The sequence below is a fragment of the Nostoc sp. DSM 114159 genome, from assembly GCF_053470285.1.
In genome coordinates this window covers 926,648-940,961 of record NZ_JBPFEH010000001.1, presented here as the reverse complement: position 1 = coordinate 940,961, position 14,314 = coordinate 926,648, and the positions used below count along the sequence as shown (strand labels likewise).

16 protein-coding genes are annotated in these 14,314 nt (G+C 38.9%); 10 read left to right on the top strand and 6 right to left on the bottom strand.

All coding sequences use genetic code 11. The annotated features are described in order from the left end of the window. From ACR5KR_RS03695 to ACR5KR_RS03655, 9 genes are all read left to right on the top strand, one after another. Positions 1-1,314, top strand: a complete 1,314-nt coding sequence (locus tag ACR5KR_RS03695; RefSeq protein ID WP_448265488.1) for an MFS transporter — start codon at positions 1-3, stop codon at positions 1,312-1,314. Positions 1,315-1,700: 386 nt separating this feature from the next. Next, the gene (sbnA, locus tag ACR5KR_RS03690) at positions 1,701-2,717 is read left to right on the top strand and encodes a 2,3-diaminopropionate biosynthesis protein SbnA (protein WP_448265487.1); all 1,017 of its coding nucleotides are present in this window, start codon (positions 1,701-1,703) and stop codon (positions 2,715-2,717) included. A gap of 63 nt (positions 2,718-2,780) precedes the next feature. Next, entirely contained in the window at positions 2,781-3,806 is a 1,026-nt protein-coding gene (gene sbnB / locus ACR5KR_RS03685; protein WP_448265486.1) for a 2,3-diaminopropionate biosynthesis protein SbnB, read from the top strand. A 213-nt stretch (positions 3,807-4,019) separates the two neighbouring features. Next, positions 4,020-5,267, top strand: coding sequence for an ABC exporter membrane fusion protein (locus ACR5KR_RS03680; protein WP_448265485.1), 1,248 nt, complete (start codon positions 4,020-4,022; stop codon positions 5,265-5,267). Between the two features lie 14 nt (positions 5,268-5,281). Beyond that, a complete protein-coding gene (gene devC / locus ACR5KR_RS03675) occupies positions 5,282-6,454 on the top strand; it encodes an ABC transporter permease DevC (RefSeq protein WP_448265484.1) in 1,173 nt (390 codons plus the stop codon). 43 nt (positions 6,455-6,497) lie between these two features. Then, the gene (locus tag ACR5KR_RS03670) at positions 6,498-7,169 is read left to right on the top strand and encodes a DevA family ABC transporter ATP-binding protein (RefSeq protein WP_445627722.1); all 672 of its coding nucleotides are present in this window, start codon (positions 6,498-6,500) and stop codon (positions 7,167-7,169) included. A gap of 112 nt (positions 7,170-7,281) precedes the next feature. Further along, positions 7,282-7,482 carry a hypothetical protein gene (locus tag ACR5KR_RS03665; RefSeq protein ID WP_445627723.1) on the top strand — a complete coding sequence of 67 codons (201 nt, stop codon included), beginning with the start codon at positions 7,282-7,284 and terminating at the stop codon, positions 7,480-7,482. A gap of 47 nt (positions 7,483-7,529) precedes the next feature. Further along, positions 7,530-8,633 carry a mevalonate kinase family protein gene (locus ACR5KR_RS03660; RefSeq protein WP_448265482.1) on the top strand — a complete coding sequence of 368 codons (1,104 nt, stop codon included), beginning with the start codon at positions 7,530-7,532 and terminating at the stop codon, positions 8,631-8,633. Between the two features lie 106 nt (positions 8,634-8,739). After that, positions 8,740-8,865, top strand: coding sequence for a hypothetical protein (locus ACR5KR_RS03655; protein WP_448265481.1), 126 nt, complete (start codon positions 8,740-8,742; stop codon positions 8,863-8,865). Here ACR5KR_RS03655 and ACR5KR_RS03650 read toward each other — a convergent pair. The 3 genes from ACR5KR_RS03650 to ACR5KR_RS03640 form a co-directional block, all read right to left on the bottom strand. After that, positions 8,845-9,519, bottom strand: a complete 675-nt coding sequence (locus ACR5KR_RS03650; RefSeq protein ID WP_448265480.1) for a hypothetical protein — start codon at positions 9,517-9,519, stop codon at positions 8,845-8,847. The two genes, ACR5KR_RS03655 and ACR5KR_RS03650, sit on opposite strands and share 21 nt — an antisense overlap. Before the next feature lie 563 nt (positions 9,520-10,082). Continuing rightward, entirely contained in the window at positions 10,083-11,075 is a 993-nt protein-coding gene (locus tag ACR5KR_RS03645) for a cyclase family protein (protein WP_448265479.1), read from the bottom strand. A gap of 164 nt (positions 11,076-11,239) precedes the next feature. After that, complete coding sequence (locus tag ACR5KR_RS03640; protein WP_448265478.1) at positions 11,240-11,692, bottom strand: Hsp20/alpha crystallin family protein; 453 nt, start codon at positions 11,690-11,692, stop codon at positions 11,240-11,242. Positions 11,693-12,002: 310 nt separating this feature from the next. On the opposite strand from ACR5KR_RS03640, the gene ACR5KR_RS03635 reads away from it, so the two are divergent. Then, entirely contained in the window at positions 12,003-12,317 is a 315-nt protein-coding gene (locus ACR5KR_RS03635; protein ID WP_445627729.1) for an S-layer protein, read from the top strand. Here the strand turns inward: ACR5KR_RS03635 and ACR5KR_RS03630 are convergent, their stop codons facing one another. The 3 genes from ACR5KR_RS03630 to ACR5KR_RS03620 all read right to left on the bottom strand — a co-directional run bounded on the left by ACR5KR_RS03630 (position 12,318) and on the right by ACR5KR_RS03620 (position 14,087). After that, positions 12,318-12,449, bottom strand: coding sequence for a hypothetical protein (locus ACR5KR_RS03630; RefSeq protein WP_445627730.1), 132 nt, complete (start codon positions 12,447-12,449; stop codon positions 12,318-12,320). A gap of 206 nt (positions 12,450-12,655) precedes the next feature. Continuing rightward, entirely contained in the window at positions 12,656-13,675 is a 1,020-nt protein-coding gene (locus tag ACR5KR_RS03625) for an aldo/keto reductase (protein ID WP_448265477.1), read from the bottom strand. A 34-nt stretch (positions 13,676-13,709) separates the two neighbouring features. Next, positions 13,710-14,087, bottom strand: a complete 378-nt coding sequence (locus tag ACR5KR_RS03620) for a VOC family protein (RefSeq protein WP_448265476.1) — start codon at positions 14,085-14,087, stop codon at positions 13,710-13,712. Positions 14,088-14,314 lie beyond the last annotated feature (227 nt).

Sequence of the window (14,314 nt, the reverse complement as noted above, 5' to 3'; positions counted from 1 at the left end):
ATGAGCCGACACTCTAAAACTGGAATGCGAATCTTTATCTTCATCTGGTTGGGTCAGATGGGTTCTTTAATCGGCTCGTCTCTTACGAGTTTTGCCTTAGGAATTCGGGTATATCAGAATACACAGTCTGTAACCCTGCTGGCTTTAATTCTCCTGTCTGCTAGCTTACCATCAAGCTTAATCGCCCCGGTGGCTGGTGTCTTGGTAGACCGTTGGCCGCGCCGTTGGGTAATGATTTTCAGTGATTTTGGTGCTGGTTTGAGTACATTGGCGATCGCTTTACTACTTTTCGCTGGTAAGCTGGAAGTCTGGCACATCTGCATCGCTTCCGCCGTCAGTTCTGGATTCAGCGCTTTTCAGTTGCCAGCTTATAGTGCTGCTACTACTTTATTGGTTCCTAAACAATACCTTGACCGCGCCAGTGGCATGATCCAGTTAGGACGGGGAGTCGCTCAACTCCTATCACCAATACTGGGGGGCTTACTTTTAGTCACCATTCAGCTACAGGGAATTATCCTAATTGATTTCCTCACCTTCCTCTTTGGCATCATCCCTTTATTACTGGTGAAGTTCCCTGAACCGAAAATCACTAGTATCAGTCATCCTCACACAGTTCAAAAAAGTTCCTTACTGCAAGAAGTAACCTCTGGCTGGGATTATATCACTGTCAGACCAGGGCTTTTAGGGCTGTTAATGTTCTTTACCATCAGTAATCTGCTTGTGGGAGCCGTTGAAGTGCTAATTAGACCATTGGTGCTGTCCTTTGCCTCACCTGCTGTCTTGGGTACGATGACATCCTTTGCTGGTATTGGTTTGCTAGCAGGCAGTTTGATTATTAGTACTCGTGGCGGGCCAAAACGATTAATTCATAGCGTGATTGGGTTTCAGTTACTTGGTGGGCTTTGTATTGTAGTTGCTGGGTTACGCGCTTCCGTCCCACTGATTACTCTTGCTGCTTTTCTATTCTTTTTCGGCTGGCCGATTTTAAACACTTGTGTTCAAGTTATCTTTCAAAAAAAAGTTGCCATTGATGTGCAAGGAAGAGTTTTTGCAATACGGCAAATGGTTGCTGATGCATCGTTTCCGTTGGCTTATGCGATCGCCGGGCCACTAGCTGACAAAGTATTTGAGCCTTTAATGATTTCTAACGGCCCCTTAGCCGGAAGTATTGGACAAATTATCGGTGTTGGTCCAGGTCGCGGCATTGGTTTAATGTTAATCCTCATGGGCGCACTAACTGTACTAGTGGCTATAGCAGCTTATCAGTACCCTCGTTTACGGCTAGTAGAAGATGAACTACCGGATGTTATATGAATAACAATGTTGAGTGTTGACTAAAAAAGATTTATGCAAGAGATGTCATGAACGTAATTCATAACAAACTATGAAAATCTCTTAACAGTCATCGGCGATCGGTCAACTATTGGAAACTGAATTGATCGTAGACTTTTTGCATAAATAACTTTTGTATTGCTGACAATATTAATTAAAAGCTCACACCAAGTTGTCAAGGTGCAAGGAGACTAAAAAGCTAATTATTACAAGCTAAAAAAGCATCTCAAGCTTTTATCCTTCGTGTTCTCTGCGGTTCGTTGTTTCACAATCCGCGTGTAATTCATAAAGCTATGTCTTCAGGTTATTCAATATTTGTGTAATCAGTTTGATATTGCTAACTTAGATTAAATTTTTAGGAGGAGAAAATGATATTAGCTACAGAAAAGGATATATCACATCTGGATTTATTTTCAATTAATCAAGGGATTTTAGGGACAATTGGTAATACACCCTTGATTAAGTTAAACCGGGTTATGCAATGCGATCGCTTTCAACTTTTTGGCAAGCTAGAAATGTTTAATCCTGGAGGTAGTATCAAAGACCGTCCAGCTTTCAATATGCTCAAAAGAGCCTTGGAATTAGGAAAGATTGATTCTGAAACTACAATCATCGAATCTAGTTCCGGGAATTTAGGCATCGGTCTGGCGCAAGCATGTACTTTTCTCGGCTTACGTTTTATCTGTGTAGTTGACTTGAGAACAACACAACAAAATATCAATATTCTTAAAGCATATGGAGCAGAGATTGTTCTAGTAGCAAAGCCAGATCCAATCACAGGAGATTATTTGCCAGCTCGAATTAATCAAGTGAGGTCATTGATTGCTTCTATTCCTAATAGCTTTTGGTGCAATCAGTATGCCAATTTAAATAATTCTTATGCTCATTATCAGACTGTACATGAAATTGTTACAGCACTACATGGACAGCTTGATTACTTGTTTTGTGCTACTAGTACTTGTGGCACACTTCGTGGTTGCTCTGAATATGTTAAGGGTAAAAAGCTTAAGACAAAAATTATTGCTGTTGATGTTGAAGGAAGTGTGATTTTCGGAGGTAAACGAGGTAAACGACTCATTCCTGGGCCTGGTGCAGCAAGAATTCCAGAGTTATTTAAACCTGGATTAGAGGATGAACATTTGTATGTATCTGATTTAGATTGTATTGTGGGTTGTCGTAGTTTACTCAAACGAGAGGCAATACTAGCTGGAGGTTCATCAGGAGGAATTATCTCTGCAATTGCCAAGAAAGCACGAGAGATACCTAATGGTGCAAACTGTGTTGCTATTTTATGCGATCGCGGTGAACGCTACCTTGACACAATTTATTCAGATAATTGGGTTGAAAAATATTTTGGTAATGTTTCTTCTGCTTGGCAAGATTAAGTTATCTGCTAAATATTCGCTTTTTAGATATTTTCTATTTACTACACAACAGAGGTTTTTTGTATGAACGACGATCGAATACTTATTTTGAAAGGCGATGAAATTGTCTCGTTATTTCACAACCGTGATTTGGAAATAATGCAAATCATTCAATCTGCTTATCAAACTTATGAACAAGGTAATAGTTTCTTGCCTCATTCTAGCTTTTTGCGTTTTCCACAAAATACTAAAAATAGAATTATTGCTTTACCAGCTTATTTAGATGGTGAGTTTGAGGTAGCAGGCATCAAATGGATTGCTTCTTTTCCAGACAATTTAGCTATGGATATGGAGCGAGCCTCAGCTGTATTAATCTTAAATTCAACACAGAATGGCCGTCCCCAAGCTATGATAGAAAGCTCTGTGATTAGTGCAAAACGTACTGCTGCTAGTGCTGCGATCGCGGCCGATCGTTTGCAGGGTGAGCAATCATTAACTAAAGTAGGTATGATTGGCTGTGGTTTAATTAATTTTGAAACCTTGCGTTTTCTCTTAGCTAGTCGCCCTGAAATAGAAACCTTATTTATTCATGATTTAAGTTTAGCTAGAGCAAAGCAATTCAAACTTAAATGTCAGCAGTTATGTGAGCACTTAAATATTTTTATTCTGGAAGATCCCACCAGTGTTTTAGAAGCTGCATCTTTAATATCTTTTGGCACAACAGCAAGTAAACCATATATATTCGATACTTTTGATAGTAATGCTAATAAAATAATCTTGCATATATCTCTACGAGATTTATCACCAGAATTCATTTTATCAGCCGACAATATTGTTGATGATATAGACCATGTATGCCGCGCTCAAACATCTATTCATCTTGCTGAACAACTCACAAATAACCGAGATTTTATTAGATGTAGTATAGGCAGTATTCTTAATGGTGTTGCTCAACCACGACAAGATAACAAAATTGCTGTATTCAGTCCTTTTGGATTAGGCATCCTTGACTTAGCTTTAGGAAAGTTAGCCTACGATTTAGCTACTAAAGAAAATCAAGGAACAATTATTCAATCATTTTTTCCTATTTCCTGGCTACAACGCAATTAAATATTAGTTTCAAAGTAAATCACTTTGGAATTTTTGTGTATTGATGATTCAAACAAGTACAAAAATATCAAGAAGTATCTCATACAAACTCGGTAAAGGATATATTCTTGAAAAACGAAAAAGCAGATTGAAAACCGTTTTACTTATACATTTTACAGGATGTTTAATTACGAGCTACGAATTAGTATCGGTTATTAGGAGTAATTGAAATATATGGCTATGCCCAAGAATTTAGAAAAGCTGCAATCTTTTTATGAAAGTCAGAACATGAAGCTCAAAAAACATATAAACTTTAATTTGACAGTGCCCTTAGTTTTGGCTGTAATTGGAGCTGCGATCGCTTTACCACTCTATAGTTTTCTAAGTTCTCAATCTCCTAAGCAAAGTCAGAAAGCTACTACAGTAATTCCTACCTCTAAACCTGTTGTTAATGAAAGTGTTACTGCTTTAGGACGCATACAACCTAAGGATAAAATTATTAACCTCTCCGGTTCTTCGTCTTTTCAATATGCGCGGGTATCTAAGATTTTTATCAAAGAAGGAGATCGAGTTAAGCGTGGACAGGTAATTGCTATTTTAGACAGCTTAATTAAACTACAAGCTGCTCTACAACAAGCTAAGTTAAAAGCCAAAGTCGCTCAAGCAGAGCTTGATAAAATAAAAAGTGGTGATGCCAAACAAGGAGAAATTTCTGCTCAGAAGGCACAAATTGCTAATATAGAAGCTCAATTTCAGGGAGATATAGCTACTCAAAAAGCAAAAATTGCCCGTTTAGATGCAGAATTGAAGAACGCTCAAACAGAATATTCACGTTTTGAGCAGCTATATAAAGCAGGTGCGATCGCGGCTTCCGAAATTGATAGTAAACGTTTAAATGTTGCTACTCTTCAAGAACAAATCAATGAAGAAAAAGCTAATCTCAACAGAATTTTATCAACTTCTCCCAAGCAGATTTTAGAGAGTAAAGCCAACTTAGAAAAGCTCAAAGAAGTTCGTCCAGAAGATATACAAGTTGCTCAAATTCAATACGAACAAACAAAAGCAGCCATAGTTGAAGCAGAGGCCGATTTAGATTTAGCTTATGTCTATGCTCCCGTAGATGGCACAATTTTAAAAATTCACACTTTTGCTGGAGAAAGCATTAGTGATAAGGGAATAGTTGATTTAGCTCAAACCAAAGATATGTATGTAATCGCTGAAGTTTATGAAACTGAAGTTGGTAAATTAAAAATAGGAGATAAAGCTACCATATCTAGTAGTTCATTGGCTAAAAAGCTAAATGGCAAAGTTGAGAAAATCGGTTTACAAGTTGGTAAAAAAGAAGTATTTAACGGAGATAAAACTCTAGACATAGATGCTAGGGTAGTCGAAGTTAAAATTCGTCTTAATCCATTGGATACTTACGAAGCAGCCAAACTAATTAACTTGCAAGTTGAAGCAAGAATTAATATTAATCCATAAACTTTGATTTAATTATGATTCCCAAAATACCTATAGCTTGGCTACAACTAACATACCAAAAGTCTCGTTTATTAGTAACTTTAATGGGTGTAAGTTTTGCAGTATTTCTTATGTTTATCCAATTAGCTTTTCGTGATGGTCTATATGAAGATGCAATCACTATACATAAAACCATTCAAGCAGATTTAGTTTTACTTCATGCTGACACTAACTACTTTTTTGGTATCAAAGAATTTCCTCGTAATTATTTATATATGATTTCAGGAATTAATGGTGTAGCATCAGCTAGCCCATTATATTTTGCTGATGGTAAATTTAAAAATCCTGAAACTTCAGTGACAGAGACTATAGGAGTTTGCGCGTTTAGACCCGATCGACCAGTTTTAAATCTACCAGATGTGAATCAGTTATTAGATACTTTACAAAAACCAGATACGGTTTTATTCGATAAATTATCACGAGGTGAATATGGCCCTATTGCTTCAGATTTTCAAAATAAAGGTTTGATTACTACTGAATTATCAAATCACAAAATCAATGTTGTTGGTTTATTTTCACTGGGAGGAGGAGTCATGTCTCAAGATGGGCTGGTCATTACTAGTGATTTAAATTACTCTCAATTACTGAATGTGCCGCTAGAAAAAGTTGCTGTTGGAGTTATTAAACTCGATCCAGGTATTCAACCAGAAAAGGTAATTGAAGAATTCTCCAAAAGATTCCCTGGCAACAATGATGCTGTTCCTGTCAAGTTAATTACATTAAATAAATTCATGGAACTGGAAAAAGAACATTGGAAGAATTCTACTCCAATTGGATTTATTTTTAATTTAGGTACACTTATAGGTTTAGTTTTTGGTGGAGTGATTGTTTATCAAATTTTATATGCACAAATTGCTGACAATTTATATATATATGCAACATTCAAAGCTATTGGATATTCTAATTTATATTTAGTAAGTATTGTTATTCAACAAGCTCTTTTAATGTCATTGATGGGGTACATTCCTGGATTTGCTCTATGTCTTTATCTATACAAATTTGTTCAAGACGCAACTCGTCTCCCCATGTTTATGACTTTGAGTCGAGCCATAATTGTCTTTTTACTCACAACTACAATGTGTTCGATCGCTGGCTTACTAGCTATGAATAAACTACGTTCAGCCGATCCTGCCGATCTCTTTCGCTAATTGAAGAATAAATCATGACAAATGCAAATAACAAATAACAAACATGCAACCAGTTATTCAAATTCAAAATCTTAATCACTATTTTGGGAAACGTTTATTACGTAAGCAAGTTTTATTTGATATTAATTTAACAGTGCAACCGGGCGAAATTGTAATTTTGACTGGGCCTTCTGGTTCGGGGAAAACAACTTTATTAACTTTAGTTGCTGGTTTAAGGTCAATTCAAGAGGGAAGTGCTAAAGTTTTAGACTGTGAACTTTATAGAGCTAGCGATAAACAACTTCTGCGATTACGTCGCCAAATTGGTTATATTTTTCAAAGACATAATTTAGTACCATTTTTAACAGCTTCTCAAAATGTGCAGATGTCTTTGAATTTGCATCATAATCTTTCTAAGCGCGAACTAGATAAAAGAGCAGAGTTAATACTAGATGTAGTTCACTTAATGCACAGGATAAATTACTATCCCGAACAACTTTCTGAAGGACAAAAGCAAAGAGTTGCGATCGCTAGGGCTTTGATTAGTCAACCGAGAGTAGTTCTTGCTGATGAACCAACTGCTTCTTTAGATAAAAATAGTGGACGTGATGTTGTTGAATTGATGCAACAACTTGCAAAAAACCAAGGTTGTGCAATTTTGCTAGTCACTCATGATAACCGCATCCTTGATATTGCCGATCGCATTATTCATATGGAAGATGGGTGTTTGTATTAATTGATGACGGTTAACGGTTGACCTTCGCCTTGCTCATGCCATTACTCTGCTGTCTAGCTTTAAAAGGTATAAGCCTTATCTCGCATACCTTATAGCTTTTCTTAGTGCCATTTTGTTATATAATACTATTCACCTCAATTTTCGTGCTTTAGGCAAAAAACGAATCATCTTGAAGTTGACATTACAAAGTTTAGAAGTCAGCATCAGTCAACGTATCACAGACGGCATCTGCGGTTTTGAGCTTCTTCCTTGGCTTGCAACTCCTGATGCCAAAAATATGGTTGCAGGTGATGGGGTGTTGAGTGAGTTGTAAAGATGGAGATCGGGCAGAAATATATTGCGATCGCGTGAGAGCTTCAAATGAGAATTTTTGTTCCAGGGCGTCTTTGTTTGTTCGGAGAACACAGCGATTGGGCAGGAGAATATCGCAGTGTTAATCCTCTGCTCGAAAAGGGCTACACCTTAATTGTTGGTACTAATCAAGGAATTTATGCCGATGTCTTGCCTAATCCTAATGAGTTAATTATTCGTACTTCTCTCAATGATGGTAGGGGTTATGAACCTCTGAGATTACCTATGGAATCTAATACCCTGAAGTGCATAGCGGCAGAGGGCGGTTTTTTTAGTTATGCTGCTGGTACAGCATATCAAATTCTGACTCACTATGATGTTGGCGGACTTGAGGTTGATAATTATCTAACCGACTTACCCATCCAAAAGGGATTATCTTCGAGTGCTGCCTTTTGCGTTTTGATTGCAAGGGCTTTTAATCGTCTGTATGATTTGAAGATGACAATTCGTTCAGAAATGGAGTTTGCTTACCTGGGAGAAAGAACCACTCCTAGCCTTTGTGGTCGTATGGATCAGGCTTGTGCTTATGGAAATCGCCCAATATTGATGATATTTGATGGTGAAGAAATCGATCTGCTCTCCCTTCAAGTTAGTGAGGATTTGTTTTTTGTGATTGTCGATCTTGGCGGCAGCAAAAACACACAAGAAATACTACAAAAATTGAATCAGTGTTATCCTTTTGCTATTAATCCAATACAGCAAAATGTCCAAAAATATTTTGGTTATATTAGCTCTGAAATTACCCAGGCAGCAGTTGAAGCAATACAAAGAGCAGATGCCCAACTTCTTGGAGCTTTAATGACAAAAGCCCAAACAGAATTTGATCGGCACGTAGTTCCGGCTTGTCCTGAGCAATTAACTGCAAAAAAGCTGCATCTGCTTCTCGAACACGAGCCTCTTCAGCCTTATATCTTCGGAGGAAAAGGTGTGGGTTCTCAGGGCGATGGCACTGCACAACTGATCGCTAAAAATCAAGAGAGTCAAAGAAAAGCTATCGAAATTATTGAGCGTGATTTTCCTCAAATGCAAGCGTTACAGTTAACTATTTCAAGATTACCAGCTCCTATGATTGACTTAGCTGAGGACAAAAAGCAGTATAGGGATGTTTGTTAAAATACTACCAGTCCGCTAAATTAAAATTGTTGACTATGGGATTCTCATACCATTTTGGATTTTAGATTTTAGACTTCGGCTGCGCTCAGTCGAACGATTTTGGATTGTGAAACATCCAGACGAATTAGTTAAGAGCTTCTTAAAGCCAACTAAGCGATCGCCCATTCCATCCAATCTTGATGACCGAGAAGTAATTGACAAATGCCGATATTTACCGATTAGCTATGAATGATTCTTCACGAATAGTTGATGACACCAATGGCGGGCGCAGGCAAAGATAAGCAAGAGAACCAAGTAAGGGAACAAACACCACTGCTAAAAATACCTCGGTATTAGGGAAACGGCGACGAGCCATATCATCACCAACAACAGTAGGAAATAAAAGATAAAATAGGCAAAATGCCAAGCTCATGCCATTGATAAAGCGATCGCTCTGGAACTGCTGCACATAATCTCCCCAATCACCCAAGGCAAAACCATAGACAAGCAAGACAACTGTGCTGAAAGTTAAGACGATACCATAAATGCGAGAATCCAACAGATTCAAAAAAGTATCCTTTTGTCCAGAAAATTGTTGATTAGGTTCGCGCAAAGCCAAATACGGCAAAAGACCAAGTACACCCGAAGCCACTGATGCGATCGCAAAAGGCCAAAACCGAATCGATTGCATCCTGCCATCAATGAACAATAAACTACTGTAAATTAATAGCCAAATACCCACTAGAGAAAATAAAGACAGGATAATTGGATTAATAGTAGTCCATTGAAGAGTAAATATATTTTTCAACAGCGTTAGCGTTTCATCTAAGTGCAGAGGCGGTGCCAATAATAAAATATAGGCAATAAATCCAGCCCACAGTAACCAGAATGCAAGTTTAAGAGTCATAATCTTCATTTAGTTGCATAAAATTATTTCCAAGACACAATTAATTGAGTTTTATAGTGTCTTTATGTCGATCCTAGAAGTTTTTTGACATCCTCACCGAGCTAAAGGCGCGGTGATTCTGGAGTAATAAGTAATGAGTATATACCTATTTTTCATCCACTCATTACTCCAAAATCATTACTTTAAAGCATTGCGTGAAGCACAGGGTTTTAAACCTATTTTTCTGATAAAGCAGCTAGGATTTAACTAATTGATAGTTAAATCCTGACTGCATTGTAAATTATGAATCCTCTGCTCGTTGTCGCTCAATGGGTAGAGCTTCTACAGTTGAAAAAGGTAACATAGTTGCTCAAGTCCAATTTATTACCAATCACGTTTGAAAATAGATCGCTCTCCACACTCCACGAGCAACATCCACAACCTCGGCATAATAGACTTCTTGGCATTTGTCGGGAAAAGGGGAAAGGGGAAAAAGGTACTGCAAAAGTCCCTTTCCCCTTTAACCTTTACCCTTTTCCCCCTCTTGCAAAAAGCACTTTTGCAAGAGGTCTAATTGCTTCATCTCACCGTACCCGTACACCCAATTTTGTATCCCAATGCAGGGGTTTATCTGCTTTTTGCAGGGGAGACTCCGGCATTTGACCTACTGAAACGCCGTATTTCCAATTTGGCGGACAGATAGCAATGTAACGTGCATAACCTCCTAAACCACCTTTGAATTTGGGATACCCAATAGAGATTAACGCGCCTGTTTCTGGCACCCGATCTAGATTTGTAACACCCTCTGCTTGGGTATATCCATTTTTCAACAGCCAAGCTTCCCCTTCGAGTGTTGGGGTGCTGTCTGTATCAAGGGGTTCGTGTCCGTGGAAAAGAATTTTGCGCTCAAGGTGCAGAAACTTTAAAGCTTCTAGCTTCACCCCAGGAAACTTAGTTCTTGTAGCTAGTTCGGGGTTTGGCCATGATGAAGACCAGTCAGAGCGAACAAACACAACTGAGCCTTGAGGAATTTTGCCATATTTGCGTTCCCAATCCTGAATATCTTTGACACTCAAATGGTAATTGGGGTCTTTGGCAACTTTATCCTGGATCGGAATTATTACTAGAGGACGAACAGCAAAGGTCGCTGGCAACTCATCGATAGCTGGATAATCAGGGTTCCAGTGAGCAGGTGGATCTAATTGGGTTCCTAGCTGATCGGTGGATAAATCGTAATGAGTTGCTTCAAACCCATCCTTTTGGTAAGTGTATGGCTCACTCGTTTTTGGGTTGATGGCAGGCGCAAACTTTGATGAACCAAAACCTGACCATACAGGAATTGAAGGAGCGATTGTATGAGTCAAGTCAACATATTTGGCGTTTTTGAGCGACTGCTGATAAACTTGCCACAGATGAGGCTCACGTCTGGGTTGTACCGCGTTTACAGACACCAAACCAACACCAAACAGAACTATTAAACAAACAATTCCCCAGAAAGTTTTTTGAAATGGTTGACGCAAAAATCTATCTAGTTTTTGCAAGGTATGTGTTTGGTTACATTGCGGCAGTATTGTCATTTGTGAAAGCTTATTACTTTTGAAAGCTCTAATTGTTTTACCACAAATTGCTACATTGTTTATTCTGTAACTCTTTTGCAATACAAAAAAGCCCAGTCATCTCATAACTGGGCTTTTAGCATCTCAATCAATTATTGTCGGTAGAGTAGTTGCATTACAACCAATTAGGTAGTAGGAAGTTCAAGATTAACTTTGACAACTTTGTTCTTTTCTTGCTCGGACTTGGGTAGTGTCAAATTCAAAATACCGTCTTTATAATCTGCGGTGACATTGGTATTTTGAATCCGAGCAGATAGAGGAATTACACGTTGGAATTTACCATAGTAGAATTCGCTCTTGGTAGTGCCATTGTTTTCGGTTTGAGTTTGGGACTTGCGCTCACCGCTAATGCGAACAGCATCTTGGGTCACTTGAATATCTAAGTCTTTAGCTTCCAGTCCTGGCAGTTCTAACTTGAGATGAATAGCATCATCAGTTTCTTGTAGTTCAGCAGCAGGAACTTTGATAAAGCCTTTTTCAAACCGTGCAGATGGGACTCTGGTATCTCCAAGTAAGCCATTGATGTGACTTAAGTGAGCGTTCAATTCTTGCCAGGGGTTGTAACGAATTAGTGCCATAACTCTTTCTCGCAAAAATCCATCTCTTGTTTAACTTTTTTTGCACTTGCCTTTGTGCTTATGTATTTATAATAAGTATGGTTATAAGTCCTGTAAATTCGGTTAGTATCATCCAGTAATTGATGATTACCGCACCAAATTAAGCAGTAAAAAAAATTACGAGAACTAGCTATTGCTTCGGCATCGTCTCCCAAGCCAAATTTTTATTTAAGTACCGCTAACACTTCATCTGGGCAAAATTATTCTAGTTCCTGGACTGCTGTCTGCAAACTAAGATAGGGTTAAATGCCATCTCTAGAAAACTCAAGTTATGAAGTACAAAATTTTAGCTACACTCGTAGTACTAGCGACTACTAGCTTTGTTACTCCTGCTAAATCTCAAGAACCTGTAACTGAAGTTCCAGCAACATCAAATCAAGTTGTGAATGCTTGTGTTCAAAATCAAGCCCAAACTTTACCAAATCCTTTTACTGATGTTCCATCAGACCATTGGGCTTTCAAAGCAGTTATGACCATGCACTATTGTGGTGCATTTCGCCAAGCTACACCACCAACAATTTTAAAAAAACTCCAACCCACTCAACGTCAACAACAACCACAGCAAGAACAACGGTTTGAAAAATAATTACCTATCAACTGTTGCCCGTTTCTGTTGCTCGATCGGGAATGAGTAATTTGTGCGTCCATCGTGGTTATGTTCCGCAAAGAGTTTAATCAAGCGATCGCTAGAAATATTTATTGCGTAGCTTTCGCTCAAGGCTCTGCTTAGAATCAGACAGTCTCTTTTGAGGCTAAATTTACCAAAATTTAGAACTCAGTACAAACCAACCGATCGCAGACGGTATCCGCTTCTCTACTGTTTACCTCTGATTTAGTTATAAAACTTCCTCAACGGGTTAGAACAAGCAGATAGAGAGCGATCGCACCAAGCTCACTGCCTTGATGCGATCGCAACTGGGAATTTTATTGTGGAATGCGTTCAGCTCCGAACTTGCGCTGATGCCAGTAAGGATAAATTGGCGCGATCGCGCTAACCTGATTGAGCCGATTTACTTCCTCTGATGTTAGCTCCCACTGAGCAGCACCAAGGTTGTCTCGAAGTTGTTGTTCATTCCGCGCTCCGATAATAACCGATGTAATACCAGACTGACGTAACAGCCAGTTGAGTGCGACTTGAGCAACACTGACACCACGGTTATTAGCCACTTCGTGCAGAACTTCCACAATGTCGTATCCCTTTTCCAGGTCACTGACAGTGCCAATATCACCGATTTTTGCTCGTCGCGTTCCTTCTGGTTCCGACTGACCACGACGATACTTACCTGAGAGGAAACCAAAAGCAAGCGGACTCCACACCAAGATACCCACACCTCGATCTAAACTTAGAGGAATTAGTTCAAATTCCAACTCTCGCGCCACAAGCGAGTAATAAACTTGTTGTGACACATAGTGCTCCAAGTTCAAACGCTCTGATACAGACAGCGCCTTCATTAAATGCCAAGCTGAATAATTAGAGCAGCCAATGTAGCGAACTTTGCCACTACGTATAAGTGAATCTAAGGCGCGAAGCGTTTCTTCTAGTGGAGTCAAAGCATCGAAACCATGAACTTGATAGAGGTCGATGTAATCTGTGTTTAATCGTCGTAGGCTGTCCTCACAGGCTCGAATCAGATGATAACGTGACAATCCAGTATCATTTGCTCCTTTTCCCATACGACCATAAGCCTTAGTTGCAATAATTACATCAGAACGACGTTTTCCGAGAGCTTTACCAAGAATCTCCTCAGAAAGTCCATTCGAGTAAACATCTGCTGTGTCAAAGATGTTGACACCTGCATCAAGGCAAATATCAATCATATGTCGCGCCTCGTCTACCTGAGTCGCTCCAATTTCTTGGAAGAAGTCGCTACCACCGAATGTCATTGTACCGAAACTGAGAACCGAAATCTTAAGACCGGACTTTCCTAAAAATCGCGTTTCCATCACTCTAATTCCCCGATTTAGGTGTAAATCCAAGCTAAGACTGCGGATTTTGCCTAAGCCCTAACAAATTTCCGTCAAGATCCTTGAAAGTGGATAATTGCACTCCATGACCGACATCTGTAATTGGCCCAACTGAGACTCCTTTTTCAGTCAGGCTTTGACGAGCAGTAACTATATCATTGACAACAAAGGTACTGACAGTATTACCTGGTTCAACTGAGTCACTCAAGTTCAATCCGATTGCAAAGCGTGGAATATCAGGAAAACTAAACTGTCTCCAGCTAGGTGTGTCATATTTTTCTTCAGGAACTAACCCAAGCTTGGATTTGTACCACTCGGCACTAGCTTCGAGATTAGTAACGTCTAGTTTAGTAACAAAACTATATTCACCAAAAGTGTTTTTCAATGTCATATTCTACTGTGCTAATCCAGAACTTTTGTAGTAGAGCTATTATAAGCTTTTTAGCAAAATATACTGCAAGCTTACCAATTAATAGTAGTTTGGTTTTGCTCGTGTACTTTTACTCTAAAAGCCGCGCTTTTACGTCTAGGCACTCCAACAAAAGTTCAACCACAGTGAGCTTTTGTCCACTATTGGAATTATAAAGCGCATAACTTCATACAGCTTCAAGGGGGAAA